Below are 26,261 nucleotides of genomic sequence, written 5' to 3' on the forward strand. Positions count from 1 at the left end.
ATGTGCCGGCCTTCTTGCCTATCTACTTCTTGGCCGGCGCAGGCGCCTTGGGCGGCTTGCGCATCTGCTCCAGCAACGGCCCGCAAGCATTGTCGTCATTCGCGCTGGGCGCGATCAGCGCCAGCAGCCCGGCCGCCGGCGTCAGCAGCACGCCCAGCGCCACCATGCCCGCCCCGCGCGCCGCCAGCGGCGCGACGTGCACGCCCACGTCGGGCGAACCGAACGTCCCGCGCACGTACAACGGCGAGCGCAAGGAGAAGATGCGAAAGCCCTTGCTGTCCGGGTCGATATCCAGATCCAGGGTCTCGTCCTTGAAGCTGGCCGAGCCGGTGATGGTGATCAACGCGTTGTCGGTGTCGAACACAAAGACGCGCGGCGTCATCACGCCCCGTTTCAGCTCCAGGTCGGCCGCGCCGCAGTTGATCTTCACTTCATCGTCGCCGAACAGCTTGGAGACCACATAGTTGGCGACGTTCAGACCCGCCAGCTCCATCAGGCTGCGGCTGATGACGCCGTCGTTGACCAGCATCTTGACGTCGCCCGTCGCCGTGCCCAGCAGGGCCGCCACGGAGTTGCCGGTACCGCTGATCGCCAGGTCGCCGTTGAGCTCGCCCAGCGTTTTCTGCATGGCTTCGGCAGACGGAAACAGCTGCTTGAGCTGCAACCGGCGCGCGTGCATGTCGATGCGGCCGGTAAGCGGCGCTTTCGAGCCGTCCAGTCGCGCCGTCGCGTTCATCGTGCCGCCGGCCATGCCGAAGCGCAGCGGATCAAGCGTGAGCTTGCCGTCCTGCAGGATGACGTGGACCGAGAGATCAGACAGCGGCAGTTTGCTGTCGTGGACGATGCGCGCCGCATCCAGCGACACATCCGCATCCATGTCGCGCCAGCGGTCGGTGCGGAACTCCTGCGTAGGCAGAACCTTGCCGCCCTTGGGCTTGGCTGGCGCGTCCTTGGATTTGTCCGTGTCGGCCTTCGGGCCGCCGCCGGACGGCACGCCGATCAGCGGGCCCAGGTCGGCCATTTGCAGCAGCTTGGACGACAGCTTGCCCGTCAGCTTGGGACGGGGCGCGCCCAGCGCGAACCTGATGTCGCCATGCAGATCGCTGTCGCCGACCTTGCCGTTGAAATTCTTGTAGTCGAACACCGCCCCGCCGGGGTTCTGCAGTTTGGCCACCAAGTGGCCGTCGGTGCTGTAGGGCGGGGTGTCCGGCAGCGTGACGCCCGTCAACGGATACAGCTGCGCCATGGACGAGCCGGACAGTTTCAGGTGCAGGTCCAGCGCGCCCAGATGCGCGGGATCGGTCAGCGTGCCCGCGACCGAGGCGCGCGTGCCGCCGATGGCAACGTCGGCCTGCAAGGGGAACGGCTGCTTGGGATCCTGCAAGGCCAGCATGCCGCCGACCTTGCCCTCGCCCTTGGTGGACAGCCCCTTGTACTTGCCGTCGACCTTCCATCCGAACACGTAGTCGCGCGGCGCGACGGCCGAACCGTCCTCGGGCTCGAAGGATTTACCGGCCACGTCCGCGAATGGCACGGGCTTGCCCAGCGGATCGACCAGCACGGTCAGGTCGGCCTTCATGACTTCGTCGGCATAGCCGACGCGCCCCTTGTCAAAGCCGATCTCATTGATGTCCAGGACCCACGGGGACGGCTCGCCGGACTCTGGCAGGGTGAAGACCCAGTTGGCGCGGCCGTCTTCCAGCCTTTCGAGGTCAGCCGCGGGCTCGGTCAACTGGATATGACGGATGACGACGTGCTGGGCCAGCAGCGGCAAGGGGGACAGGCTGAACTCCGCGCGCTTGAGGGTGGCGAAGTGCGGCGCCTTGCCCCAGTCGGTATTGGCGATGGTGATGTCGTTGGCGACCACACGCGGCCACGGTACCCAGCTGCGCCAGCCGCCCTCTCCCGCCTCCCGTTGCCATCGCACGCTCAGGTCGCCGTTGATGGCAAACGGGCGGCCCATGGCGGCCGTGGCCCGTTCGTTGATCATGGGCTTGGCGCGGTTCCAGTCGAACGTGGCGATCACGATCACCATTACCGCCACCAGCAGGGCAATGCCCCCTACAATCCCGATCGCTATTTTTCTTGTTCGCGTCATGGTTACTATCCTTGGCTTTGCTGCCCGGCCGAACTGAGCTGGCCGGATCACTACCCCAGGGTATCGCGGCCTGCAGCGACGGTCGGACGGAACGACGCCATAATGTGTGCGGATTTTTCCGGGCGAACTCGCCATGCAGGCATGCCGACGGCGCGAACGTCCGCACCGCTGCGCAGCAAGCGGCGTGCCCGTGCAATGGGTGCGCCGTTACAAAGAGAGACGACTGCGGCTGGGCGGTAGTAACCGTATCCGGCCCTGTTGCCGAATTTTTGACGCCGGCGCGGTTCCAATGCCAAATGACCAAATCCGCCCTGACCGGGCGCAAGTGCAGGACAACCTGGAGGCCCGATGCGGCACTCGACTTTGATATTCGTGTTGGCGGCCTTCGCGCTGCTGACGCTCAGCCGCTTGGCGCTGGCGCTTTGGCAGTGGCAGCGCGTGCGCAATGCCGGCGGTTTGGCGCCTTTGCTGCTGCGGGGACTGCGCATCGATGCGCATCAGATCGCGGTGCTGGCGGCGCTGCCGGCCGTGCTGTCGCCGCTATTCGGCCACATCCCGGTGGCGGCGGACATCACCGCTGTCTGGTACATCGTGGCGTTCGTCTTGCTGGCGTTCCTGGAAGTGGCGACGCCGCCCTTCATCATCGAATACGACTCCCGTCCAAACCGCCTGTTCGTCGAATACCTGAAGCACCCGCGCGAAGTCTCGGGGATGCTGTGGCGCGGCTACAAGGGCGCTCTGCTGGGCGGACTGGGCGCGCTGGCGCTGATTGGCTGGGGCGCGTGGGCGCTGCTGGGCCACGCGCGTCCGGATGCGCCGCTGACGTGGTGGCAGATGCCGCTGGCCAGCGTGGCGATCCTGGCGGTGGTGATCCTGGCCATCCGCGGCACGCTGGGCCACCGTCCCATCAACCCGTCCTCGGTGGCCTACAGCTCCGACGGCATGCTCAACACCCTGGCGTTGAACTCGCTGTACAACGTGTTCTATGCGGTCTACAGCATGAAGAACGAGAAGTCGGCCTCCGCCGTATATGGCGGCATGGACGACGACGAAATGCACGCCCTGGTGCTGGCGAAGTCCGGGCTGCCGTTTCCCCCGCCGAATCCCGATTACCCCAGCCTGCATCGCCAGCCGGCCACGCGCAAGACGCATCGCCCGCTCAATCTGGTCATCATCCTTGAAGAAAGCCTGGGCGCGCAGTACAGCGCGGCCTTGGGCGGCGCCAACCTGACGCCGGAGCTGGACGCGCTGGCGCGCGAGGCTTGGACGTTTACGCGCGCTTACGCCACCGGCACGCGCTCGGTGCGCGGACTGGAAGCCGTCACCACCGGGTTCCTGCCCACCCCCGCACAAGCGGTGCTGAAACTGCCGCGCTCGCAGCGCGGGTTCTTTTCGCTGGCCGACCTGCTGGGGCGCCACGGTTATCACTCGCGCTTCATCTATGGCGGCGAGTCGCACTTCGACAACATGAAGGGCTTCTTCCTGGGCAACGGCTTCAAGCAGATCGTCGACCGGCCTGATTTCGTGGACCCCGCGTTCGTCGGCACGTGGGGCGCGTCGGACGAGGACATGTTCAACCAGCTTGACCGCCTGCTGCGCGAAGACGGCGACCAGCCGACCTTCACGCTGGCGTTCAGCGTGTCCAACCATACGCCTTGGGAGTACCCGGCGGGCCGCATCGAAACCGACGGCAACCCCGCCACCGTCGAGAACACGGTGCGCTACGCCGACTGGGCGCTGGGCCGGTTCTTCGAACGCGCCAAGGCGTCTCCGTATTGGGAAAACACGGTCTTCCTGGTGGCGGCCGACCATGACTCGCGCGTGTTCGGCGCCAGCCTGGTGCCGGTACGCCACTTCCACATTCCTGCCGTGATCCTGGGCGCCGGCATCGAGGCGCGGCGCGACGACCGCATCATCAGCCAGATCGACCTGCCGCCCACCCTGCTGTCGCTGATTGGCGTGGATACCGAGCACCCGATGATCGGCCACGACCTGACGCGCAGCACGCCCGGACGCGCCATCATGCAGTACGACAGCACCTATGGGTATCTGAAGGGAGACGACCTGCTGGTGCTGGCGCCCAACAAGCCCCCGGTGCAGTACCGCTACACGGCCCCCGAGGACTACGCGCCCGCGCCGCTGAACGCCGAACTGGCAACCGAGGCACTGGCGCACGCGCTGTGGCCAAGCTGGGCTTACCGCGAGGGGCGCTACAGCTTGCCCACGCAGGCACCGGTGCAGACCGCGCCCTAGGCTGACCGGACACCCGGCCGAACAAACGCCTTGCGCTTCTTTTCGACGAGCGCATGGCAATGGCAGCCGGGGCTGTGGTCGTTGACCATGCCCACGGACTGCATGAAGGCGTACACCGTGGTCGGCCCCACGAACTTCCAGCCCAGCTTCTTGAGCGACTTGGACAGGGCTTCGGACTGTTCGGAGGTCGAGGCGCCGTAGGTGGATACCTTGGAGGGCGGCGCTTCGAAGCGCCAGAAATACGCGGCCAGGGACCCTTCGCGGTCGATCATTTCCAGCGCGCGGGCCGCGTTGTTGATCATGGCTTCGATCTTGCCGCGATGGCGCACGATGCCCGGATCGGCCAAGAGCGCCTGAACTTGCTGTTCGCCAAAGGCGGCGAGCCTGGCCGGGTCGAAGTTGGCAAAGCCGCGGCGGAAGGCCTCGCGCTTGTTCAGGATGGTGCGCCAGCTGAGCCCGGACTGGAAACCTTCAAGGCAAAGCTGTTCGAACAGCGCGCGATCGTCGCCTTCGGGGTGGCCCCATTCGGTGTCGTGATAGGCCATGTATTCGGCGGACGTGTCCACCCAGCCGCAACGGGCAAGGCCATCTGGGAAATCGGTTTTGGCGGACAAGGGATCGCTCCTTACGGCTGACGGGAAACCGATGCTACTCCAGCAACGTCCCTGAAAAAAGTCGTAGCGGCCGCAACGCAAATCCAGATAATATTTCCGGCCTTGATTCGGCGCCGGCCTGTGCCGCGCGCACCGTCGGATCAGCGCGGCGGGCCGGCGCATCGCAGGCCCGGCATGCGCCAAGACGGGGAGCCGGACAGGCCATTTCGGACCTTGCCCATGTCCCTGCCACTGACTTCGCTCGTTACCTTCGTGTCGCCTGCCGTGCTGGCCGGCGACGACCCTTCAGCCAATCCCTGCCTGGACTGCGGCGCATGTTGCGCGCACTTTCGCGTGTCCTTTTACGTCGGTGAACTGGCCGGTGAAAACGGCGGCCAGGTGCCACTGGAACTGGTCACCCAGATGAGCCCCTTGCGCGCCTGCATGAAGGGCACGGAGATGGGCGGCGGGCGCTGCATCTCGCTGCGCGGAGAACTCGGCAAGCCCGGCATTCACTGCGACATCTACGACAACCGGCCCACGCCGTGCCGCGACTTCGACATCTGGATGCCGGACGGATCGCCCAATCCGGATTGCCAGCGCCTGCGTCTGGGATTGGGTCTGGCACCCGTGCCGCCCCGTCCCGACGCCGAGAACGACCCGCAGGGACCGCTGCATCCGGACCAGCCCGCGGCCGCCTGACGCGCGCCGCGGCGAACCCTTCGCGGTCATTTCCTAGGCGCGCCCCGCCAGATAGCGCGTGGGCGTCATGCCGAACGCTGTGCGAAAGCTGCCGATGAATGCGCTGGTGCTTTCGTAGCCCACCGACAACGCCGCCTGCGTGACGGATCCGCCGCGAAACAGCATCTCCAGCGCCCGTAGCAGCCTGGCCTGCTGACGCCACTGCCCCAGCGTCACGCCGGTTTCCTGGCGAAAGCGCCGCATCAGGGTGCGCGAAGACATGTTCAACCGCTGCGCCCATTCGTCGATGCCGGCCGTGTCGTCCGGCGTATCCAGCAATGTGTTGGCCAGATCCTGCAGGCGCGGGTCGGCCGGCATCGGCAGCGGCACGGTCGCCTCGGCGCTGCGCTGTCGCAGCTCTTCCAGCAGCACGTCAAAGAGTTGCGCCTGATAGGCCGCCGGGGTCTCCCGCGACGTGCCTTCGATGAAGCGCTCGACCAGCGCCTCGATCAGCCGCGAGGACGGCCACGCCCGGCAATGCGGCGGCAAGCGCGCGCACACGTCGGGGTGCACGTGCAGGAACGAGCCGCGCGCCTCGCCAAACCAGCGCGCGCCATGTCGCACGCCGGGCGGAATCCAGCCCAGGCTGCCCGGCAGCACCGTCAACACGCGATCGCCCGACTGCACCATGACAAGTCCCTCGTGCACCAGCACCAGCATGCCCTCGGCGTGGACGTGCGCGGGCACCGAAATGCCCTTGGATTCCCGGCGCCGGCGCAGGCTGTACGGCGTCAGCAGGACGTCGGGCAGAGGGGGAGAGGCAGCCGCTTCACGCATGGTTGGCAGGTTTGAGGTACAGGTTGACGGATTCCCGTTAGCGGGTCCATTTGAAAATGTACATCATTCTCATCATTGGGATATCCGCCCACCGAATGGAGAAATTTCATGGACCACGCACGGCTGCGCGACGCCGGCATCAAAGCCACCTTTCCGCGTCTGAAGATCCTGGACATCTTCTACCGCCATGCCGACGAGCACATGAGCGCCGCGGACATCTACCGCCGCCTCATCTCGGACCACAGCAATATCGGCCTGGCCACGGTGTACCGGGTGATCACGCAACTGGAGCACGCCGGCCTGCTCAAACGCACCCAGCTCGATTCGCACACCAACGTGTTCGAACTGAACGACAAGGGGCATCACGACCACCTGGTCTGCACGCGGTGCGGCCAGATCCGGGAGTCCAGCGATCCCGCCACGGCGCAGCGGGTCAGGAAGATCGCGCGGCGCTGCGGCTTTGAACTGGATTCCTACAGCCTCGTGCTTTACGGCAGCTGCGGCTGCGCCACGGACGACCCTGCCCTGCCCCACGGAGCCTTCGAATGAACCACGACCAATTCTTCTTTCACGACCTGTCGCAGTTTCCCATCGTGACGGCCCGGCACGGCGGCGCGCCGCTCGGCTATTCGGCCACGTGGATCCGGGAAATGGAGCTGCTGGTGGAGAACCCGCGCACCTTTGTCATGGTGGTGCCCGACACGCGCCATGAGGCCGCGCACGAGGACCGCAGGGCCATGATCGAATGGCAGACCGCCAACATGCCGCGCCTGCGGGCGCGATGCCGGGCGTTCATCGCCGTCGAACGCGATGCCCAGGCGCTGGACAAGCTGCGCAAGCGCGGCGAAAAGATGGCTCGCGCCTTCGGCCTGCCGTTCCTGGCGGTCGCGACACCGGGAGAAGCGGTCCAATGCGCCCGGGAATTGCTTGGGCACGCGGGGCCGGGCGGCTTCAATGTCGATTAAGGCGCCAAGCCCCGCGATTTAAGACTGGGCGTGCGCGGCCGTTGTTCAATGACAGGCCCCGTCGTTTCCGTGGCCGTTTTTGCCAACTCTCGTCCCGCCGCCCGACGCATGAACCACGCCCTCGCCTGTCAGTTTTGCCAATCGACGCTCGCGCAGGGCGCGCCGCTGCTCGAGCAGAACGGCGCGGCCATCTGCAAATCGTGCGTGGACCAGTTTGCCGTGCGCTTTGCGGACCGGGCATGGGCGATGGCCGCCACGCCGCAAGAGCAGCTGGACGTGCTGCTGGAGGAAAGCAGCCGCGCCCTGGCGCAGAGCGAAACGCTGGCCGAGCGGGCGCGGTGCTGCGGCCTGAGCCTGAACGACCTGTCGGCGGCGCTGCCCGCGCGCACGCTGTCCTGACGGGCGTCGCGTCAGAACGATCCCACCGCGCTGCCCAGCGCGATGACCGCCGCCAGCCCGATGATGGGTCCCACGATGCCCACCACGACGATATTCATGTAGCCATCCCGGTGGTTCGACCCGCACACCGCCAGTAAGGTCACCACGGCGCCGTTGTGCGGCAAGCTGTCCAGCGTGCCCGCGCCAATCACCGACACGCGGTGCATCAGCGCCGGATCGATGCCCAGGGTCTGCGCCAGCTCCATGTAGGTGCCGGCCAGCGATTGCAGGGCGATGGTCAGGCCGCCCGACGCCGATCCGGTCAACGCCGCCAGCACGTTGGTGGCCACGGCCAGCGACACCAGCGGCCCGCCCTCGATCGACAGCACCCAGTCGCGCACCGCCGCAAACGACGGCAGCGAGGCGACCACCGCGCCGAATCCCACCAGGCTCGCGACGCTCAGGAGCGGCAGCGCGGACGCGTTCACGCCGGCGTCCATCGTGTCGCGCAGCGACGGCAGGCGCCGGAAGTTCAACACCACCAGCACCACGATCGCGGCCAGCAACGCGGTGATCACCGACCAGACGCCGCCAACCGCGGCCAGGCTGGTGCCGCCCCAGCGCGCCTCGGCGAGCCACGCGGTGTCCATGCGCGGCAGGACGATCAGCGTCATGAGCAGGTTGACCAGGATCACCACGACCAGCGGCGTCGCCGCCACCAGCGCCGAGGGCGCGTCCGGGCTGCGCTGGCCATGTTGCATTTCGGCCGGGTCGAACTCGCGCGCGACGGTGGCGCGCTCGCGCACCAGCACGTCGTCGGCCACGTCGCTGGCCATGCCCGCGGGCGCAACGTAGCCTTCACCCGCCCGCCGCGCGGCGGCTTCCGCGCGGCTCAGCCACCACAGCCCGAAGCCCAGCATGATTGCGCTGGCAACGATGCCCAGCCCCGGCGCGGCGAACGGCGTGGTCGCAAAAAACGGCATGGGAATGGCGTTCTGCACGGCTGGTGTGCCCGGCAACGCGGACATCGTGAAGGTTGACGTGCCAAGCAGGATGGCCGCCGGCATCAGGCGTACCGGAATGCCGGCCGACCGGAACAGCGCATGCGCCATGGGCGCCAGCACGAAAAACGCCACGAACAGGCTGACGCCGCCGTACGTCACGATGGCGCCGGCCAGCACCACGGCCAGGATGGCGCGCCGCGCGCCCAGCTTGCGCGTCATGGCGTCGGCAATCGCAGTGACCGAGCCGCTGTCGGCCATGAGCTTGCCGAACAGCGCCCCCAGAAGGAACAAGGGAAAGAACTGGGCGACGAACCCGGCCGCGCCGCCCATGAAGGTCTGCGTCCAATGGGCCAGCAGCGGCTCCCCCGCCGCGGCAGCCGTCACCATGGCCGCGGCCGGCGCCAGCAGCAGGATGCTCCAGCCGCGATAGGCCAGCCCGATCAGCAGGACCAGCGCCAGCAGAATACCGAACAGTCCCATGATCAGACCTCGCCCAGCAATTCGTCGATATCCAATGACGACCGTTTGCCCAGGTCGTCGCCGTGTTCGGCCAGGAAACGCTCGGCCGCCTTTCTGCCCTCGTCGCGCAGCATGCACAGGAACGGCCATTCGGCGTTGAGCTTGGACGAATACCCCAGCTCCACCATGAGCTCGGACGAGATCCGGTGTATCCGCATCTGCGCCCACATCCTGCCCTCGCCATTGCCGGGGTCGGCCACCTGACGCAGCAGCGCGATCATGCGCAGCTCCTTCAGGAGCGATGCGTTGAAGGTGACTTCGTTCAGGCGGTTCATGATCTCGCGGGCGCTGCTGGGCAACCCGGCCCGCTCCACCGGATTGATCTGCACCAGGATCGTGTCGTGCGACTGGCAGTCCCGCACCAGCGGCGTGATGGTCGGATTGCCGCTGTAGCCGCCGTCCCAATAGGGATCGCCGTCGATCATCACGGCGCGGAACAGGGTGGGCAGGCAGGCCGACGCCAGCAGCACGTCGGCATTGACCTCGGCATTCTTGAACACCCGGCCCCGGCCCGTGCGCGCGTTTGTCGCGGTGATGAACAGATGGATGGGCGCGCGCGCCAGTTCGTCGAAATCAATGACCTCCCGCAGGATGGCGGCCAGGGGATTGGCCCCGGACGCGCTGAGGTCATAGGGAGAGAACACCCGCGACGCCATGTCGAAGGCGATGAACATGGGGGAATTGTCCAGCGACCACGAGCCCATCAGGATGTCGAGCGGGCTGCGGCGAAAGGGACTGAAGCGGGCGGCGTCGGACACGCGGCGCCAGAAGTCCTCGAGCGCGGCGCGGGCGCCCTGCGCGCCCCCGCGCGCATGTCCCAGCACCAGCACGGCGGCGTTCATGGCGCCGGCCGAGGTGCCGGAGATGCCGTCGATGCCGAGCCAGGATTCTTCAAGCAGCCGGTCCAGCACGCCCCAGGTGAAGGCGCCGTGCGCGCCTCCCCCCTGCAGCGCAAGATCGATCAAGACGGGATCGCGGGCAGTCGCTGACGCTTTGGATCGGGCCACGGCGGAACTCCTTGCGGGAGGCTGGGGGTGAGCTTGCGATCGGTGTGACTGCGACATGCGCCATGTTGCGCTGCACATATCGTTCGGAAGTTATACGCGATGCGCCTGGAAAACGGAAGACTACGCCCTCGGGATAGAAATTGGGGTCGCATCATAATAAGAAAAATAGCCGTCAACACCGGTGTTTTTTTGGGTTTTGGCTTTTTCAGCAAATCGTAAGATCGATTGCGCGCGCCCCAACGCGCAGGCTTCCCAAGCATCGAGGCCGCAGCATCCCTCGCATCCCCGCTTTCCCTTCACGTGCGCCATGGCTTTTTCAGGATTTGCGCCATTCCGCCTCAGCTAAATTCACTTCTGAAACGCGAAATGCCTCGACAAAAACTGAAAAAAAGGGCGATTGTCATTGCCTTGCAAGCGCTTGGCCTGTCCGGGTCCGGCATGCTGACCTTGGGCGCCGCGCCTGCAATTGCGCAGAACATCACCTGGAACGGCACGCAGAGCGCAGACTGGCAAGACGTGCAAAACTGGTCGTCGGCATCGCTTCCGGGCTCGACCGGCTATCTGTTCATCAATAGCGTTACGCCGTACGCGCCGGTTATCTCCAGCGGCAGCAACCAGGCGGGCGTCATCTTTCTTGGCGCGATTGGCGGTCCCTCGCTCAACGTGGAACATGGCAGCCGTTTGACCAGCGGTTCGGCCATCATCGGCAACTCCACGAATGGTTTCACGCCCGGCACGTCCGAACTTCAGTCCGGCACGGCCACCATCAACGGCGCGGACTCTCAGTGGACCGCAGAGGCCTTCAGCGTCGGCTTCTATGGCACGGGCACGCTGAACGTGACCCGCGGCGCCAAAGCCATCGCATCGACGGCCGTCACGCTGGGCTCGCACACCGGCTCTCTCGGCACCCTGAATATTTCTGGCCTGGGCAGCTCCCTGAACGCCGGGCAAATCACCGCAGGTGACAACGGCACCGGCGTCGTCACGATCTCCGACAAGGGCACGGTTCAACTTACCGGCCTGCTGGTGGCCAACTCGGCGGGTTCGACGGGCACGATCGAAATCACGGGCGCTGGCTCGTCGATGCAGACAGTCAGAAGCATGTCGATCGGCTCGCGCAGCACTGGCACGCTGGACATCAAGGGCGGGGCCACGGCCACTTCCGGCGCCCAGACCTATGTGGGCATGTACGCGGGCGGCGACGGCAAACTGCTGGTTTCCGGCGCCGGCAGCCAGCTCTCCTCGCTGACCAGCTACATTGCGCTGGGCATGTATGCGGGTTCGAGGGGCCATCTGGCTGCGACGGACGGTGCGATGATCGATGCCTACCAGGTGGTCGCCGGCTTCAGCGCAGGCAGCGAAGGCACCCTCGTCGCGGACGGCCCGCAGACCCGGCTCAGGACCTCCAGCGCCTTCCTCGTCGGCTATCAAGGCACGGGCGCCGCCACCTTGTCCAACGGCGCCACCCTTGAAACCGCCAACCGCGTCCGAATCGCCGATGCGGCGGGATCGGTGGGCACCTTGAATATCGGCGCCGCCGCCAGCGATGCCGCTGCCGCGCCGGGCGTCGTGCAGGCCGCGCTTGGCGTGCGCTTTGGCGACGGGACCGGCAAGCTGGTCTTCAACCACTCCAGTTCGAACTACGTCTTCGCCCCCGGCATCAGTTCTCTGTCGCCGGGCAAGGGCACCATCGACATGCTGGCGGGATCGACCACCTTGACCGGCGATTCCAGTGCCTTCAGCGGCCAAACCAATCTGCTGGGCGGCGCCCTGACGGTCAACGGCGCCCTGGGCGGCACCCTGAACGTCGCCAGCGGCGCATCCCTGCGCGGCTCGGGAACGGTCGGCACGACCACGCTGCAAAACGGCGCCACGCTGGCCCCTGGCGCGGCCGGCACCACCCTGAACGTCGCGGGCGACCTGACGTTCTCGCCAGGTTCGGTCTATCAGGTGACGGCCGATTCCCAATCGTCGGCAAGCAGCCGTGTCGTTGTCAGCGGCACGGCAAACCTGGCGGGTTCGGCGGTGCATGTCGGGCCGGACGGCGGGTTCCAGACCCGGCGCGAATACGCCATCCTCAGCGCGGGCACGGTCAATGGGCAGTTCAACAGCGTCTCGTCCAACTACGCCTTTCTGGATCCGGCCCTGCGTTATGACGGCCAGAACGTCGTGATGCAGCTTGGCCGCAAACAGGTGCCCGTGACCCCGGAAACCCCGGAAACCCCGGTCACCCCGGAGACCCCAGTGACTCCGGTTACCCCGGTCACCCCCGTCACGCCGGTCACGCCGGTCACCCCCAGCGTTCCTGAAACGCCGACTCGCCCGATCGCCTTCGCCGACGCGGCGCAAACCGGCAACCAGCGCGCCGTGGCCAACGCCCTGGACAGCCTGCCCGCCGGCAACCCGCTGCACGAATACATCCTGACGCTGCCCGAAGGCGCCACGGCCGCGGCCTTCAACAGCCTGTCCGGAGAAGCGCACGCCAGCGTCACCTCCACCCTGACGGGTCTCAACAACTCGGTACGCGCGGTGCCCCTCGCCTACCTGCGCGCCAACCTGGGCGCCGGCATGCGCGCAGGCGCGCCGACCGCGCAACTTGGCGGCACCCCATCCGCGTCCGCCCTGCCTTCCTCCAATGCGCAGCCCGCCTGGGCCGAAGTCATCGGCAACTGGCAGACCTGGAAGGGCAACGGCGACTCGGCGCAAGTGCGCCAAAACACCGGCGGCGTCTTCGCCGGCGTCGACCACGCCTTGGGCGGCGGCTGGCGCCTGGGCGGCGCCCTGGGCTTCACCGACAGCAAGATTCGCGTGGACGACCGTTCGTCGCAGGCCGACATTGCCGGCTACAGCGCGGCGGTGTTTGGCGGCAAGGTGTTCGAGGTCGGCCCCGGCAAGCTGAACGTGATGGCCGGCACGGCCTACACCTGGCACGACATCTCCACCGAACGCCGCGCCAGCGTCTCCGGCGTGTCCCAGACGCTGACTGCCGACTATGGCGCAAGCACCACCCAGTTGTTCGCCGAACTCGGCTACGCCCTGCCGATGTCCGAGCGCGTCAGCATCGAGCCCTTCGCCGGGCTGTCCTGGAGCGATACGCGCAACCGCAGCTTCTCGGAGTCCGGCGGATCGGCCGCCTTGAACGGGCAGAGCGACAGCAACAAGCAAACCACCTCCACGCTGGGCTTGCGCGGGCTGATGAACTTCACGGTTGGCCAGACCGAAGGACGCGTGCAGGCCACCTTGGGCTGGCGCCACGCCTTTGGCGACGTGCAGCCCGAAAGCACCATGTCTTTCGATGGCGGCCAGGCCTTCACCGTGGCCGGCGCTCCCATCGCGCGCGATGCCGCGCTGGCCGAGCTCGGTGTCGAAACCGCGCTCACGCGCAACGCAACCATTGGCCTGAACTACACCGGCCAGTTCGGCGGCGGCAACCGGGAAAACGCCGGTTCCGTCCATATGACCTGGCGGTACTAAGACGTACACGAACGCCAGGCAAAGCAAAACGCCGCTATGTCGATAGCGGCGTTTTTGTATTTGGCACAAATATTTGTGCACCAACAAAAAACGCCGCTAACGAAATAGCGGCGTTCGACTTGATGTTGCGCGAATTGGGGTGGTGGGTTGTGCGAGACTCGAACTCGCGACCAACGGATTAAAAGTCCGCCGATCTGCAAATCCCTGCAAGTTAGAATGTCTTTCCAATCAAAGACTTGCAACGATAGCCCCCTTTTAATCACTGGACATTCAAACAGTGATATGCAGGGTTTTGCGTTCTTTTTTAAAGACTACGGTCAAGATTTGGTCAAGGTCTCCTAGAGACCACTGCCCTGATATCCACCTCTCCGGCGTCCTGCCCCTGGCGCCAGCCGCCCCTATAGCCGCTTCTTTCGCGGTCCATCCCCCATAGCTCAGCCCGCACCCCCGCGTATGTTGCCAACGGCGACAGGCTGGGGCGCGCAGGCCATTCGCAGAGGATCAATATGGTTCAGTCGTCCGCGGCCTATCCCTCCGGCGCCGCTTTTGAATTTCCGTCTACGGCGCGCGACGCCCGTCACGCCGCTCGTACTTGGTTCGAAGCGGCGCCCGAGATGAGTCCGGCCCAGTACCGCGACCAACAATTTATCGAGCATTGCAAAGGCAAAGCCGACTCGCCCCTCGAACGCAGGATCCGGCGGGACGCATTCAAGCAGGCGTTCGCGGAGGCCATGGGCCACATCGTGGTGGAGGAGGCGCGCCTGCATGCGCTCCCTGCTTGAGCGCCCAATTACCTTCCGGCTGTCAGACGCCGCCCGCCGGAGGTACGAGCAAGCCGCTGCGGAACGAGGAATGACGCTCTCGGCCTACCTTCGTGACCGGCTCGAAGTCGATGACCAGGTCGCCGAACATGTCTCGCAATTGCGCCTCACCCTACTAGATGGTGGCGTTGGGGGACAACATGGCGAATCTCTGCTCCCCATATTGGTGGAGATGCTGTTGCTCACGCGGCGGATTACCTCTCCGGGTGACCTCCGCGCCGTCCACCTCGAACTCGACCGGCAAGGGATAACGCCCTGGACGGCCCCATAACTTCAAATGTCACACCCCACGATGCAATTCGCGCACTATCTTCAAACCTTGCTCCTGGCGCTCTTCCTTGTGCCGGTCACCGCATCCGCCACGCAGGAGGCGCCGCGGCCGCTGCTCCGGATCGCGCCCTTGCCACCTCTCGAAGACACACTTCCCCAGGCCGTCCAAGAGAACCTGGAACGTGATACCTGGTTCTCCGCCGACGGGTCGGACTGGGGTATCACGGTCCAGGACGGAGAGTATGTGGAGACGTACTTGTCTCCGCTGGCGTGCCAACGTTGGCTTCTAAAAGGTAAGTCGATGCAACCCCGGACCCTGCATATCAATGGAAATCCGGTGGACAAAGCTGCCTGCCGCAGCAGCATTAACAAGGCGCAGTACATTGCGCCGCCCCTTGTTGCCCGAGACGTTGAGGAACTCCTCTTTAAAAAGCCCGGCTCCGACATCGTGCTTCCATAACCGCGCCATCAGTCCGCCCTAGTCGTCTTTCGCGCCCCGATTGCGCGAGCGCAGACGCTTCTCATCCCGGCGAAATCGCCAAGCTCCCTGCGGAGTACCCTCCATGCAAGCATCCCATTTGGTTGCCGTGATTACGGCGGCCAGCCTCCTTTCGGCCTGCGGATTCGTACCGCCCTCCCCCCCAACTCCTCCGGACTCCGGACGCATCCTCATCAATCATGCGGATCCGCGCACCGTTCTACCGGGTAAATCGCCGACGGCCCTGGCCTCGGCGGACATTCCCTCTGTCCCCGTGCCCGAAGCGCCGCCCAAGGTCGAAAGCACTGCGCCCGCTGCCAGCGCGCCGCTTCCGGCCGCTGCGGCTGAAGCCACGCCTGGCGCCATCACCTCTGCGTCGGCGCCGACGCCGGGAGCGGCAAGTGAAGCCTCCGCGCCTCCCACCGATGTGAGCGCAAGTCTGCAAGTCGCTCCGACCGCTGGCGCCGTGGTCACGGTTGAAGTTGCTCCGACCGAGCCCGCAGCAGAACCGCAAGTCGTGGAACCGCCTAAGCAAATTTGGCGGGTCAGTCCACAAGACGGGACAGTCCGGCAAGCGCTCGTGCGCTGGGCAGCCGATGGCAACTGGACCTTCGGGCCTGACCAGTGGGAACTGAATTTCGACATACCGATACAGGCTCCCGCTGAGTTTGAGGCGAACTCGTTCCAAGAAGCCACGCAAGCGCTATCGCAGGCGGTCGCCATGAGTGATTCGCCGATCCGCCCCTGCTTCTACGGCAACCGCGTGCTCCGCGTGTTGCCCTTCACCCGCAGCTGCAACCGATCCCCCGCCACGCAATCCTAGCCGTGGTGTTGAACAGGAAATCCAATGATTGCTTACCGCACCGTACTGCCGGCGGTCATGCTGGCAGCGCTTGCCGGCTGCTCGGCCCTGCAGGCCACCGACCGAGTCGAATCCCGCGCCGCCCTCCGTCAAGCCGACGGCGCCATCGCGCTGGACCATTTCAAGCTCAAAGCCGGAGACATCGACCGGGCGAAGGGTCAGGTCGTGGAGCTGCCCTGGATCGCAGGCCGACCCCAACCTCTGGCTCGGGAAGTGACTCTACCGCCGGCACTCCGGGCAAACGTCAATACGACGCTGCTATTTGAAAACAATTCCGCAGACCTCAAGACGCTGGCCGACCGCATCCAGCACGCTACGGGCATCCTGACGCAGGTAACGGCGGACGCCTTGCTGCCGGCCGAGTACTTCTTACCACGCCTGGCGGGCGACCTCGGTACGGTAAACCCGCTTAGCCTGGGCGCCAACACCGCTGACACGCTCGTCCCGGCCCTCGTCCCCGGCGCGGCGGTGGATCGAATTGCAGGTCCCGCGCTGCCCAATGGTGTGGCCCGCACAAAGATGGCGCCCCTTCCGGCCGGGCAAGCCCCACTCGCGTCCGTCCTGGATGCCATCGCACTCCGCTTGGGCGTCTACTGGCGATACGACGACAAGATCGGCGCGCTGCGCTTCTACCGGACAGAAACCAAGAGCTATGTCGTTCGCACGCCCACACAGGCGGCAGAAGAGAACCTGCAGCGGGACATCAAGTCGACCAATTCGATGCTGGCGGACAGAACTACCGCCGGCGCGAAGGACGAAGCGCGCGAGCTGGCCGCAGTCGTCAGCAAGGTCAGCCAGTTCCTCAGCCGTGCCGGCGTGATCAAAGCGGCGGACGGCGCGTCGAACACGATCGTGGTGACGGACACCAAGGAAGCCCAGGACCGGATTGGGGAATTCCTCGACGCCGAGAATCGCCAGATGACCCGCCGCGTTCGCCTGGTCTTTGAAGAAATCACGGTGCAGAGCGACCGCATCAATCAGGGAAGCGTCGATTGGAGCATCCTGTTCAACAGCCTGGGCCGCCAAAACACGGCCTCCGCAATCGGTGTCGCACCGATGCTGGACGCGGCCAAGGCCGCCGGTAGCGTTGGCGCCACCGTGGGAAGCGGCCCGTTCGCAGGTACCAACCTTGCACTGTCAGCGCTCTCGCAGTTGGGCTCGATCATCGACCACAAGAGCATCCCGCTCTTGATGCAAAACCGCCGCCCGGGCAAGTACGACACACGCCGCTCCTTCGACTACATCAAGGACCTGCAGCAGACGCAGAGTACGTCGGACAACTCGGCCCCTACCGTCACCGTCACGCAAGACAACAAGACTGTCGGCACTTTCCTCACCGTTGTGCCCGATGCGCAGGACGACGGCCAGGTGCTCTTGACGATCGCCTACGACGACACCCGGCTCATTGAAATGAAAAGGGAGCCGGTCGGCTCCCGCGATGATCAATCGTTCGTCCAGCAGACCGACATCGGCGGCCAGGGCCGGGTGCAGCAAGTGATGGTCCGGCCGGGTGAGCAGGTGGTGATCGGCGGCTACCAGCAGTCTGCAGACACCTCCACCAGACGGCGCCTGGATGACAAGGCGCCGATGCTTGCTGGCGGGTCGGACGCCTCGCAAGAGAAGCAGATGCTCACGGTCGTGCTGGTAACGGCCATTCCTGAAGAAGGATTCTGACGTGGCACGACGTGAGAAGACCCCGCGGCGGCTGAGTTATCGGCTCGTCGCCATCCCTGGCACCTCGAATCAGCTTGTCTTCGGCATTCGGTGGCAGACGATCCTCGGCGAGGATCTGCAAAAGGAAGCGCTGCGCCTGGCACGCAAGGTGAAGGCCACGCACTTCGTTCACAGCGATGCTCGCAGCCCTTCCGTGGGGCTTCTCATCGCCAAAGGCAAGGAGCGTCGCGCAAAGACGCGCGCCAGCCTATTCTCGGCGGCGTCCGCGTTTGCACAGCTACACCGCCACGGCACCCACATCGTGGCGCTCAATCTGCCCGACAAATCCGTATGGATTGCCATCATCGTCGCGGGTGTGGTCCAGGCGGGCGGCGACACAGTCTTTGCGGATACCCAGGCGGAGGCGGCTCAACGCGCCCTCGATGAGGCGCTGGCGCGCTACGGCGAGGCGCAGGTGCACGGAGACCACCGGGCGCAGTCACGGCCGTTCTCCCTGCAACAGCTCGCCGCTCACACCAACCAGCAGTCGTCCCTGCGCCGAGCCGGCTTCAGTCTCGCCATGGTCTCGCCCTTCTGGTGGACCATCCTGGGCCTATTTCTGGTCTACGAGGCCTGGGACATCGGCATGAGTTACTGGGAGGAGCGGCAAGCACGAATTGCACAGGAAATGCTGGCCGCGCAGCCCGAAATTGACCCGGCAACGTTGTGGAAAAAAGCAGTTTCCGCATGGGCAAAGACCGCGCGAACCCTTGGCGAGCCAGGGCTGGCGCCATTGCTGCAGCAATTGGAAGCCGTGCCCACCGCACCCGGCCGCTGGAAGCTCATCGAGGTCGACTGCCGACCGCGGGCACGCAACTGCGTAGCGAAGTACCAACGCACGCGGCTTGCGGACAATCGCACCCTGCACGCGGCCTTGCCTTCGACCTGGAAGATCGACCACCTCGATCTCGAAACCGCGAACGCCTCATGGACTATCCCAGGGGCAATGGCGGATCAGCCCTTGGTGCTTGCGGACCTGCCCGACGCTAGGGCAATGCGGCAGCTTTGGGAGCCATCTTGGCAGGCGCTGCGCCCGGCGTTGCAGGACTTGACACTCTCCCCCCCGGGACAGGTGCCGATCACGGTGCCAAACATCAAGCTGGCGAACGGGTTGGAGCAACCCGTGGTCCGGCCCAAGGAAATCAAGCTTCCGGCTACGCGAGCGCTCGTCATCAATGCGCCGCTGCGCTCCCTGTACGGCTTGGCGCTTCCGCGTACCACAGAAGTCACGCAGTTGCAGATGCGCTTTACGCCGGACACTACACCAGGGCTCACGACGAGCGCCTTCGTCACAACGCTCAAAGGAACCATCTATGTTGAATCGCCCTGAACGCAAGCGGCGAAGCTGGCTCGTGTTTGCCGCCGCCGGCGCAACTGTCGCGCTCGCAGTCCCTCTCTCGGCATTGGCACAAAACGGGGTGGTCGGCGCCGGAGTCGACGTCGCCAGCCTGAGCCAGCCTGTTCCCCAAACGGTTCAAGAACTGCTGCAGCTCGACGCCCAGCGCGCCCTCGATGAGGAAAAGCGCAAAGCGCAATCCGCAAATGGTGGAAGCACTCAGCTTGCCGCTCCCGGCCCGTCTGCCGCCCAGGACGTCGGCCACAACTCCGAAGCCGCACCCGTCGTTGCCCCGCCCCGGCTTATCGCAATCATGGGCGTGGGCAAACAGTTGACCGTGACGGTCGACCAGGCCGGCCGCCGGGCGCATTACCGCGCAGGCCGCGCCGAGCCAATGGCGGGGGCCGATCTCGGCCTCCGCCTGCAGGCCGTTTCCCAACCGTGCGCCAGCTTCGTTGACCAGTCGCAGGACGTCGTCACCTATTGCCTTAATCGGGGAACACCATGATCTCAAGCCTCATTCAGTTGATGCGGCGGCTCAAGCGCACGGTGCATGTCAGCCTGCGCGAACAAGAGGAAATGCCAGTGCTGGACATGCATGCATCGATGCCTGCAGTGGCCACCGGTGGCGCCTACCAGCACCTCGATTCGTTCGAAGACATTACCCAAATGCAGCCGCCGTTTAGGACGCTCAAGGTCGATTGGTGCGGCTCGACATCGGCGGTCACCGCGTGCGTGGCCGAGCTCGAGGGACCGCGGTATGTCGTGTTCGTCAAACCGCGCGAAGTCGACACGGACATCTTTCGCGCCGTCGAACAGCGCGCCATCGACGCCGCCAAGGGCCCGGTCCAGATCTATACGATCAACCCGGTCATTCTGCTGACCCTTGTCAGAGAGCGTATGCAGGCCGAAGACGTGATGCAGCGAAGCTCCCGGATCCGAGGCCAAAAGGAGAAGTCGGCGGTACGCCAGGGGTTTTACGACATCGTGTCCTGGGCGGTACGCAACGATGCGAGCGATCTGCATCTGAATATCGACACCACGGCCGCGAAATCGCGCATCAGCGCCACCATCGACGGCCAGTACACCACGCCTGAACATCTGGCGATGCCCACGCAGCAGCTCCTCGACATGGCCAGCGTTGCCTGGCTGGATGTCAGCGGCGGAAACGGCTTATTCCTTGACATGGCCAACGAGCAACAGGGCCGACTATATGAGGTGGTGGACGAGCGCAGCTACATGCTTCGGTGGGGTTCATTTATTGCAGACAAGGGACCGTCCATCACGCTGCGATTGCTCGACGTGGACTCCAAGGTGCAAAAGGTGGACATGGCAGCCCTCGGATATCTCCCCTCGCAAATCGCCCAGTTCGAGCGGGCGATGCGGAGCATGGGCGGCGCCATCGTCATGGGCGGCATCCCTGGCTCCGGAAAAACGGTGAGCATCGCCCAGCTCATCGTGCGCTTGCCAAAGACCCGCAAGCGGATGTCGATCGAAGATCCGGTGGAACTCATTATGGAGGCAGTGCTCCAAGCCAGCGTTTCGCGCTCATTGGATGGCTCCGACCGCGACACGATGAAATCGAAGCTCATGGCGCTCAAGCGGGCGGCCGCCAGTGACGTCTTTCTCGGTGAGATTCGCGATGTGCTCACGGGCGCTGCATTTCAGGACATCGTGCTCTCGGGCAGCAACCTCTATTGCACGACGCACGTGGGAGGTGCGCTTGCCATTCCGCAGCGCTTTGCCTCCAGCGAGATCGGGATACCACGCAGCACGCTCGGAACCCCTGGCGTACTGAAGTTGCTCGTTCACCAGGCCCTGATGCCCAAGCTATGCAGCTGCGCCCTTCCAGCGGCGGCGCTCCTCGACGGAGCCGAAGACCGTATGGGCGTCAAACGTGACCGGAGCATCTGGCAGCAGTATTTGGCGGACATCGAAACCCTTTACGACTTTGGCAGCAATGCACTCTGGATCAGAAATCCGCTCGGATGCGAACACTGTCGCAAGAAGGGGATTCCCGAGCTCTTCGGCTACGCGGGACGCACGGCAGTGGCTGAGCTTTTTGAGCCCTCTAGCGACCCTGATGCACTTCGTGCCATCACGAGCGGCGACGAAATCCGCCTGAGAGAGATCTTCGCGAGCCAGCGCACCGCCCGGTACGACGATCCCGACATGCAAGGGAAGTCCACCATGGATTGCGCGGTCTACAAGATGAGCCAAGGGTTGATAGACCCCCGGGACATTGAGCCCCACTTCACGGCGTACGCAACACTTCTACGCCAAAGGAAAAAGGGATGAAAATTCCTTTCTACTTCACGCGGGTCGGGCAAGCCGCCAACAAGTTCGCGCGCGCCCGTGCGGACTGGTACGAGTACTTGGCAGACATGACGGAGGACACCCAGGGTCGCCGGACGTTCCTGAGCATTCTTGAAGCTGATGCGCAGCGCTACGGCAAGAGCGCCCGCGGCGTCCTGTCGGCTTACTGGGCCCACCGTATCGTGGAAACCGGCGAGCTTGGCAGGACGCTTCACCGCACGCTCCCACCGCGAGAGGTAGCGGAATTTGTTTCGCTGCAAACCCAAGGGCAAGCGGTCTTCGCGGGCGGCCTGCGCGACATGGCCGCCGTCGTGCGGGTGACGGCCAAGCTTAGGTCCATCCTCGTTGGAACGTTGGCGGTGGCCGCGCTCATGCTGCTGCTGGTATGGGCCATGGTGATGCTCGCGGTCCCTTACCTCACCGCACCAATGCTGCAGGACGCCATGCCCGACATTCGGTTTGAGCTCCTCAGTCCGTCGACGCAGGCGTTCTTCGACATGGCGCAGTGGATTCGGGACAAAGGTATTCGACTGTGGTTGGTATCGATCGCCCTCGGCGTTGCCGTCTATCTCTCGTTTCCCTATATGGACAACGCTCTACGCCGATGGCTCGACAAGTGGGGGCCGTATCGGCTTTACCGGGACGTTCAGGCGATTGCAGTGGTGAGCACGGCGGCAACCGCCGTAAAGCCCCGCGCTGGCAAGGTCATGCAGATCCGTCAAGCGATAGAGCTGCAGTTACCGGGGGCATCCCGTTGGCTTAGCCGCCGGCTTCAGGCTATCCAGAATCGACTCGACGACGCAAAAAAAGGCGCAGAGATATTCGACGTCGGGCTGCTGGATCGAGAGATCTATTGGTATCTCGAAGACCTCACGAACACACTTGGCCTAGACGCCGGTCTGCAGAAGACACGAGCACGCATGGAAACAACCATTCTCAAGCGCGTGGAAGACCGCGCAAAGGTCCTGCGATGGGCGGCGCTCATCTGCGCCGTCCTCGTCATGGCGGGTCTCTTCTTTTGGCATCAAAGCGTGATCATGGACATGCGCAACGCCTTGATGATCGACGCAATGTAGCAATTCGCCACCACGAAGGCTCGTGGTGAAAACTCATTCGAACAATCGGAATTCAAATGCAAATGCACAACATCGCAACCCAGCGCGCCATCCAGCGCGCAAATTCGGCGGATCTGCGCCGCCAAGGCGGTTGGACGCTGGCGGAGGTGGGCGTGGTCATCACCATCGTCATCATCCTCGCTATCGTGGGCTTTCCCTCGGTGAAGGGATTCTTTGTTCAAGGACGGGTTCCCGCGGCGGCCGGCGAGCTGCAGCGGTTCATGTCCACCGCACGAATCATGAGCGAGGGTGACTCGGCTACGCCCTATTCGGCGATCGACAATGCCCAAAACCTGGCTCCGTCGCTGCGAGATTCCACCGTCTTCAAAGTGACCGGAAACACGGTTGCACACCGCCTCGGAGGTACGGGCGTGGGCTCGAACGGAACGATCACCATCGCACCGGCCGCGCTGGGCGGCGGCGCGGTGGGCAGCGCTTTCTCTCTGACGCTGACGAATGTCAACCATCGCGCCTGCCCCGTTCTAGCCTCCACGTTGAACGGCATCTCCGAGATGATCAGCGTGAACGGCACGGTCGCAAAGACGTTGGGCGCTAACAGTGAATCGGGGACGTTCAACGCCGTCACTGCCCAGAACCTGTGCGTCAATGGTGACAACAACACTTTCGTCTTCGCCACGCGTTGATTCCCCCGGGACAGCGTGAGGGGCGTGCCACCAGCACGCCCGGACGGGCTCTCAACGGAGGCGACCAAATGCAATTATTTCAATCACCGCCGACCCACCGGGCGCGCACACAGGCAGGCTTCACCCTCGTCGAGGTCACGGTTGCCCTACTGCTCGTGATGTTGCTGGCTGTATTCGCGGCGAAGGAAGTCAGGCGCAAGGCCGACGAAAGCGCCGCAGAGGCGACCGGACGTTTCCTGATGCAAGTCCGGGGCGCGGTAGTCGATCTGCAGTTAAAGCACGAGGCGTGGATGCGCGGCGAAAACCTCGCTGGTCTGCCCGATGGCTCGTACCCCACATTTCCAGCTCTAGCCTGGACCAGCGTGGGAGGCGCCCAAGTGGCGCGGGGCGGGCTGTCCGACCTCACGGCGCTCGGTCTGCTGCCGGCGACCATCCCGCGATACCCGAGCCTGGGAGACGTAGCGCGGTTCATTTTGGTCCGACAGGGCGCCTGCCCAGGCGCTGATTGCCGTACCAGCGCCTTTGTCTATGTCTGCCATCCCATCAGCGCAGCGAGAAGCCTCCGGCAAAACTCCGAATGCACATCACCTGTCGGCAGCCGTGGCGTCTTCGATCCAACCCTCCTGAGCAAGGTGGTCCTGGCCGCTGAAGGCTACGGTGGCCACGACGCCCGCGGATCGACAAATGTACGCGGCCCCCTGATGGACATTCCGCGTGCCTGGTTCGATTTCGGCACGCAACCTGGGCACGCAGTCATCGCTGCAAGCCTGGACGCCACACCCTTCGGCCAGTTTGTGCGGCATGGAGAAACTCGGCCAGTCACGCTTCACAACACGCTCACCGTTGGGGAGACTATCCAGAGCAACAAGGGTCTGCTGCTGAACACGTCAGTTGCGTCAGGCGCGGCGTGCGCGGTGGAGGGTCTTTATGCCTCCACGGCCAATAAGATGCTGGCGGTCTGCACAGGCGGCGTTTGGTTCACGCCCTTCGGGCACGTGATCACAGGCGTCTACAGCAATCTGCCCAGCGATGCAGCGATCCCAGCGCTTTCCTGCCCGGCTGGTCAGACGCCGTGGCGGTATGCGTCGGTCCAATCCCTGGACGTCACCGTCACGGGTAGCGACGTCAACGTTGGGGGCTCGGTGGGGGGGTCCATCCAAGGGTCCGGGTCGGTCAATGCCGCCGGCGCTGTTGCCGTGAACGGGACCTTTGCAGGAAGCTTTCAGAACTCAGGCTCCAGCTACGTGCGCGTAGGTCAGACCGTGGCCATCGCCGGAGACCGTGTCGTTATCTCTCCGGCCGGCGCAAACGCGCGCGCGGCTGTCATCCAGGGCTGCAGGAACTAAGCAGCCCGCTCGCTTTGTGCGTCCGATCTGGGCGCACTCATTACCTCTGAGGCAAGCATGAATTTCCACACTCTCAAGTGCTGGGGCAGGCGCACGCTCGCCCTGGCCGCGCTCCTGATCTCAAGCCACGCCGCAGCCGCTGCGGATCCGACTGGCAAGCAGGCAGACGTGCAGCTCAAAACGGATCTCACCCATATGAACATCCTGGTCACCCAGGGCGCACCGCTGCCCCCGGGTGGATGCGTGACCGGCTATGCCTGGCATACCACCTACGGCGGCTGCCGACGGGCCGAATCCCAACCCGAGTCGGCCGCCTGCCCGGCCGGGTTCACCGGGAGTCGTACCCGATATAGGACAGCGTATATCCTGCAGGCGAACGCCTACGACGTCGCGTATGAGCCGTGGGGACCCTGGCAGGATGCGTGCACTGCATCTCGCCTGTCGGGTGTCGTGGACACGTTGATCGCAGCGGCGAACGGTGCGGAATCGGGGGAAACCAACAACACGTCCACTCTCCCCCCAAACCTGGCGAAAGCCATGCAGGTCAATTACGGAACTCGCTTCGGCGTCACCATCCATCGACCTACCGCCACGTTGAATTGCACCTATGCATCGGGCACCACATCCGGCAGCGGGAACTCGACGTCACTCATCTGGTTCGGCCTCTTGATGAGGCCCGGGGAGTCGATTACCAAGGGCGGCGAGAGCGGCTCCTTCGGGCACTGCCAGCTTTCAAACGGCAACCGCACCGCGGAGCTGTACGGCAGCTGCGACAGCAGCACGGGTGGGGATGGCGATTACTGCGTTGGCGCAACGCGCGTGGTCAACATCACATCCGTCAACGGATGCACCGTCACCACGGAAACGCGCGAGAAGAACAATGTCATCGACGTCGGCAGCTACGACATCTGCCACTGATCCAAGGAAATGACTATGCAAACGCTGCCGCGCCTGATGGCGCTCCTCTTCCTCTCGCTTCTCCCGGCACTGCCTCCCGCCGCGTGGGCCCAAGCCCCGGGTCAGTTCGACCTCCTGACCGGCGACAAGAAGTTGGCCTGCGAGGCGCTCCTTTGCCTCTCCAGCGGGGTACGGCCGGGACAATGCGACCCGGCCCTATCGCACTTCTATGGGATCAAGAAGAAAAAGCTATCCGACACGCTGGATGCTCGCCATGACTTTTTGAAGCTGTGCCCGTCCTCCAACCAAACCAAGGAAATGGCATCACTCGCAGATGCGCTCGCCCACGGTGCAGGGCGGTGCGACGCCGGCTCCTTAAACGCGGGCCTCGGTGCCTGGCGTGGGACCAGCGACGACGGATACCCCATCATCAGCGACAAGCGACCGGGCTACTGCAACGCCTACGCCTCGCACGAGTACACATCATTTGATGATGATCTTCCGCGCTACGTTGGAACGCCCGAAGAACGCGGCTACTGGGTCGAAGCGAAGGACTATGACCGAGAGCTCGCCAAGTACGAGAAGGAGCTTGCCGAACGCAAGGAGCGCGAGCAGAACGGCCAAGGGACCGGCTTCGGCATGGTCGGGAACTGA

The 26,261-nt window shown here is 64.7% G+C and carries 24 protein-coding genes; 19 read left to right on the forward strand and 5 right to left on the reverse strand.

Annotation, left to right across the window (positions count from 1 at the left end; translation table 11 throughout):
- Window positions 1-22: 22 nt before the first annotated feature.
- On the reverse strand, window positions 23-2,098 hold the full coding sequence (locus FBY20_RS06735; RefSeq protein WP_142050911.1) for an AsmA family protein: 2,076 nt from the start codon (window positions 2,096-2,098) through the stop codon (window positions 23-25).
- Between the two features lie 348 nt (window positions 2,099-2,446).
- Here FBY20_RS06735 and FBY20_RS06740 point away from each other — a divergent pair, with 348 nt between their 5' ends.
- A complete protein-coding gene (locus tag FBY20_RS06740; protein ID WP_142050914.1) occupies window positions 2,447-4,351 on the forward strand; it encodes an LTA synthase family protein in 1,905 nt (634 codons plus the stop codon).
- Here FBY20_RS06740 and FBY20_RS06745 read toward each other — a convergent pair.
- Window positions 4,348-4,965, reverse strand: coding sequence for a DNA-3-methyladenine glycosylase I (locus FBY20_RS06745; protein WP_142050917.1), 618 nt, complete (start codon window positions 4,963-4,965; stop codon window positions 4,348-4,350). The two genes, FBY20_RS06740 and FBY20_RS06745, sit on opposite strands and share 4 nt — an antisense overlap.
- A 219-nt stretch (window positions 4,966-5,184) precedes the next feature.
- Between FBY20_RS06745 and FBY20_RS06750 the strand changes: the two genes are divergently transcribed.
- Window positions 5,185-5,646, forward strand: coding sequence for a YkgJ family cysteine cluster protein (locus FBY20_RS06750; RefSeq protein WP_056320849.1), 462 nt, complete (start codon window positions 5,185-5,187; stop codon window positions 5,644-5,646).
- A 33-nt stretch (window positions 5,647-5,679) separates the two neighbouring features.
- Here FBY20_RS06750 and FBY20_RS06755 read toward each other — a convergent pair whose 3' ends face one another.
- Window positions 5,680-6,462, reverse strand: a complete 783-nt coding sequence (locus tag FBY20_RS06755; RefSeq protein ID WP_142050920.1) for an AraC family transcriptional regulator — start codon at window positions 6,460-6,462, stop codon at window positions 5,680-5,682.
- 108 nt (window positions 6,463-6,570) lie between these two features.
- On the opposite strand from FBY20_RS06755, the gene FBY20_RS06760 reads away from it, so the two are divergent.
- The 3 genes from FBY20_RS06760 to FBY20_RS06770 all read left to right on the forward strand — a co-directional run bounded on the left by FBY20_RS06760 (window position 6,571) and on the right by FBY20_RS06770 (window position 7,826).
- On the forward strand, window positions 6,571-7,011 hold the full coding sequence (locus FBY20_RS06760; RefSeq protein WP_056320848.1) for a transcriptional repressor: 441 nt from the start codon (window positions 6,571-6,573) through the stop codon (window positions 7,009-7,011).
- Complete coding sequence (locus tag FBY20_RS06765) at window positions 7,008-7,427, forward strand: hypothetical protein (protein WP_056320845.1); 420 nt, start codon at window positions 7,008-7,010, stop codon at window positions 7,425-7,427. The genes FBY20_RS06760 and FBY20_RS06765 overlap by 4 nt, the downstream gene beginning before the upstream one ends.
- Before the next feature lie 108 nt (window positions 7,428-7,535).
- Window positions 7,536-7,826 carry a ClpX C4-type zinc finger protein gene (locus tag FBY20_RS06770; protein WP_056320842.1) on the forward strand — a complete coding sequence of 97 codons (291 nt, stop codon included), beginning with the start codon at window positions 7,536-7,538 and terminating at the stop codon, window positions 7,824-7,826.
- A gap of 11 nt (window positions 7,827-7,837) precedes the next feature.
- Here the strand turns inward: FBY20_RS06770 and FBY20_RS06775 are convergent, their stop codons facing one another.
- A complete protein-coding gene (locus FBY20_RS06775) occupies window positions 7,838-9,289 on the reverse strand; it encodes a GntP family permease (protein ID WP_062841662.1) in 1,452 nt (483 codons plus the stop codon).
- Window positions 9,290-9,291: 2 nt separating this feature from the next.
- The gene (locus FBY20_RS06780; protein ID WP_369818535.1) at window positions 9,292-10,278 is read right to left on the reverse strand and encodes a patatin-like phospholipase family protein; all 987 of its coding nucleotides are present in this window, start codon (window positions 10,276-10,278) and stop codon (window positions 9,292-9,294) included.
- 423 nt (window positions 10,279-10,701) lie between these two features.
- Between FBY20_RS06780 and FBY20_RS06785 the strand changes: the two genes are divergently transcribed.
- The 14 genes from FBY20_RS06785 to FBY20_RS06855 all read left to right on the forward strand — a co-directional run bounded on the left by FBY20_RS06785 (window position 10,702) and on the right by FBY20_RS06855 (window position 26,261).
- Complete coding sequence (locus FBY20_RS06785; RefSeq protein WP_142050923.1) at window positions 10,702-13,809, forward strand: autotransporter outer membrane beta-barrel domain-containing protein; 3,108 nt, start codon at window positions 10,702-10,704, stop codon at window positions 13,807-13,809.
- A 506-nt stretch (window positions 13,810-14,315) separates the two neighbouring features.
- Window positions 14,316-14,591, forward strand: coding sequence for a hypothetical protein (locus tag FBY20_RS06795; protein WP_142050926.1), 276 nt, complete (start codon window positions 14,316-14,318; stop codon window positions 14,589-14,591).
- Entirely contained in the window at window positions 14,575-14,901 is a 327-nt protein-coding gene (locus tag FBY20_RS06800; protein ID WP_142050929.1) for a hypothetical protein, read from the forward strand. The genes FBY20_RS06795 and FBY20_RS06800 overlap by 17 nt, the downstream gene beginning before the upstream one ends.
- A 6-nt stretch (window positions 14,902-14,907) precedes the next feature.
- Window positions 14,908-15,360 carry a hypothetical protein gene (locus FBY20_RS06805; RefSeq protein ID WP_142050932.1) on the forward strand — a complete coding sequence of 151 codons (453 nt, stop codon included), beginning with the start codon at window positions 14,908-14,910 and terminating at the stop codon, window positions 15,358-15,360.
- 103 nt (window positions 15,361-15,463) lie between these two features.
- The gene (locus FBY20_RS06810; protein WP_142050935.1) at window positions 15,464-16,201 is read left to right on the forward strand and encodes a TcpQ domain-containing protein; all 738 of its coding nucleotides are present in this window, start codon (window positions 15,464-15,466) and stop codon (window positions 16,199-16,201) included.
- A 24-nt stretch (window positions 16,202-16,225) separates the two neighbouring features.
- A complete protein-coding gene (locus FBY20_RS06815) occupies window positions 16,226-17,914 on the forward strand; it encodes a type II secretion system protein GspD (protein ID WP_142050938.1) in 1,689 nt (562 codons plus the stop codon).
- A gap of 1 nt (window position 17,915) precedes the next feature.
- Window positions 17,916-19,283 (forward strand): hypothetical protein, encoded by a 1,368-nt coding sequence (locus FBY20_RS06820; protein ID WP_142050941.1) that lies wholly within the window; start codon window positions 17,916-17,918, stop codon window positions 19,281-19,283.
- Window positions 19,267-19,797 carry a hypothetical protein gene (locus FBY20_RS06825; protein ID WP_142050944.1) on the forward strand — a complete coding sequence of 177 codons (531 nt, stop codon included), beginning with the start codon at window positions 19,267-19,269 and terminating at the stop codon, window positions 19,795-19,797. Before FBY20_RS06820 ends, FBY20_RS06825 begins: the two co-directional genes overlap by 17 nt.
- On the forward strand, window positions 19,794-21,587 hold the full coding sequence (locus FBY20_RS06830) for an ATPase, T2SS/T4P/T4SS family (RefSeq protein ID WP_142050947.1): 1,794 nt from the start codon (window positions 19,794-19,796) through the stop codon (window positions 21,585-21,587). The genes FBY20_RS06825 and FBY20_RS06830 overlap by 4 nt, the downstream gene beginning before the upstream one ends.
- On the forward strand, window positions 21,584-22,681 hold the full coding sequence (locus FBY20_RS06835; protein WP_142050950.1) for a hypothetical protein: 1,098 nt from the start codon (window positions 21,584-21,586) through the stop codon (window positions 22,679-22,681). Before FBY20_RS06830 ends, FBY20_RS06835 begins: the two co-directional genes overlap by 4 nt.
- A 56-nt stretch (window positions 22,682-22,737) precedes the next feature.
- Window positions 22,738-23,364, forward strand: coding sequence for a type 4 pilus major pilin (locus tag FBY20_RS06840; RefSeq protein ID WP_142050953.1), 627 nt, complete (start codon window positions 22,738-22,740; stop codon window positions 23,362-23,364).
- A gap of 68 nt (window positions 23,365-23,432) precedes the next feature.
- On the forward strand, window positions 23,433-24,710 hold the full coding sequence (locus FBY20_RS06845; RefSeq protein ID WP_142050956.1) for a prepilin-type N-terminal cleavage/methylation domain-containing protein: 1,278 nt from the start codon (window positions 23,433-23,435) through the stop codon (window positions 24,708-24,710).
- Between the two features lie 57 nt (window positions 24,711-24,767).
- Window positions 24,768-25,628, forward strand: a complete 861-nt coding sequence (locus tag FBY20_RS06850) for a hypothetical protein (protein WP_142050959.1) — start codon at window positions 24,768-24,770, stop codon at window positions 25,626-25,628.
- Between the two features lie 15 nt (window positions 25,629-25,643).
- Window positions 25,644-26,261: a TrbM/KikA/MpfK family conjugal transfer protein gene (locus FBY20_RS06855; protein ID WP_142050963.1), complete on the forward strand. Its 618-nt coding sequence runs from the start codon at window positions 25,644-25,646 to the stop codon at window positions 26,259-26,261.

The organism is Achromobacter sp. SLBN-14 (assembly GCF_006715415.1).
Classification (GTDB): domain Bacteria; phylum Pseudomonadota; class Gammaproteobacteria; order Burkholderiales; family Burkholderiaceae_B; genus Achromobacter; species Achromobacter mucicolens.

What these genes read in the sequence shown, in the direction of transcription:
- FBY20_RS06735 (WP_142050911.1), bottom strand. Translation starts at nt 2,098, where the DNA reads ATGACGCGAACAAGAAAAATAGCGATCGGGATTGTAGGGGGCATTGCC.
- FBY20_RS06740 (WP_142050914.1), top strand. Translation starts at nt 2,447, where the DNA reads ATGCGGCACTCGACTTTGATATTCGTGTTGGCGGCCTTCGCGCTGCTG.
- FBY20_RS06750 (WP_056320849.1), top strand. Translation starts at nt 5,185, where the DNA reads ATGTCCCTGCCACTGACTTCGCTCGTTACCTTCGTGTCGCCTGCCGTG.
- FBY20_RS06755 (WP_142050920.1), bottom strand. Translation starts at nt 6,462, where the DNA reads ATGCGTGAAGCGGCTGCCTCTCCCCCTCTGCCCGACGTCCTGCTGACG.
- FBY20_RS06760 (WP_056320848.1), top strand. Translation starts at nt 6,571, where the DNA reads ATGGACCACGCACGGCTGCGCGACGCCGGCATCAAAGCCACCTTTCCG.
- FBY20_RS06765 (WP_056320845.1), top strand. Translation starts at nt 7,008, where the DNA reads ATGAACCACGACCAATTCTTCTTTCACGACCTGTCGCAGTTTCCCATC.
- FBY20_RS06770 (WP_056320842.1), top strand. Translation starts at nt 7,536, where the DNA reads ATGAACCACGCCCTCGCCTGTCAGTTTTGCCAATCGACGCTCGCGCAG.
- FBY20_RS06775 (WP_062841662.1), bottom strand. Translation starts at nt 9,289, where the DNA reads ATGGGACTGTTCGGTATTCTGCTGGCGCTGGTCCTGCTGATCGGGCTG.
- FBY20_RS06785 (WP_142050923.1), top strand. Translation starts at nt 10,702, where the DNA reads ATGCCTCGACAAAAACTGAAAAAAAGGGCGATTGTCATTGCCTTGCAA.
- FBY20_RS06795 (WP_142050926.1), top strand. Translation starts at nt 14,316, where the DNA reads ATGGTTCAGTCGTCCGCGGCCTATCCCTCCGGCGCCGCTTTTGAATTT.
- FBY20_RS06800 (WP_142050929.1), top strand. Translation starts at nt 14,575, where the DNA reads ATGCGCTCCCTGCTTGAGCGCCCAATTACCTTCCGGCTGTCAGACGCC.
- FBY20_RS06805 (WP_142050932.1), top strand. Translation starts at nt 14,908, where the DNA reads ATGTCACACCCCACGATGCAATTCGCGCACTATCTTCAAACCTTGCTC.
- FBY20_RS06810 (WP_142050935.1), top strand. Translation starts at nt 15,464, where the DNA reads ATGCAAGCATCCCATTTGGTTGCCGTGATTACGGCGGCCAGCCTCCTT.
- FBY20_RS06815 (WP_142050938.1), top strand. Translation starts at nt 16,226, where the DNA reads ATGATTGCTTACCGCACCGTACTGCCGGCGGTCATGCTGGCAGCGCTT.
- FBY20_RS06825 (WP_142050944.1), top strand. Translation starts at nt 19,267, where the DNA reads ATGTTGAATCGCCCTGAACGCAAGCGGCGAAGCTGGCTCGTGTTTGCC.
- FBY20_RS06830 (WP_142050947.1), top strand. Translation starts at nt 19,794, where the DNA reads ATGATCTCAAGCCTCATTCAGTTGATGCGGCGGCTCAAGCGCACGGTG.
- FBY20_RS06835 (WP_142050950.1), top strand. Translation starts at nt 21,584, where the DNA reads ATGAAAATTCCTTTCTACTTCACGCGGGTCGGGCAAGCCGCCAACAAG.
- FBY20_RS06840 (WP_142050953.1), top strand. Translation starts at nt 22,738, where the DNA reads ATGCAAATGCACAACATCGCAACCCAGCGCGCCATCCAGCGCGCAAAT.
- FBY20_RS06845 (WP_142050956.1), top strand. Translation starts at nt 23,433, where the DNA reads ATGCAATTATTTCAATCACCGCCGACCCACCGGGCGCGCACACAGGCA.
- FBY20_RS06850 (WP_142050959.1), top strand. Translation starts at nt 24,768, where the DNA reads ATGAATTTCCACACTCTCAAGTGCTGGGGCAGGCGCACGCTCGCCCTG.
- FBY20_RS06855 (WP_142050963.1), top strand. Translation starts at nt 25,644, where the DNA reads ATGCAAACGCTGCCGCGCCTGATGGCGCTCCTCTTCCTCTCGCTTCTC.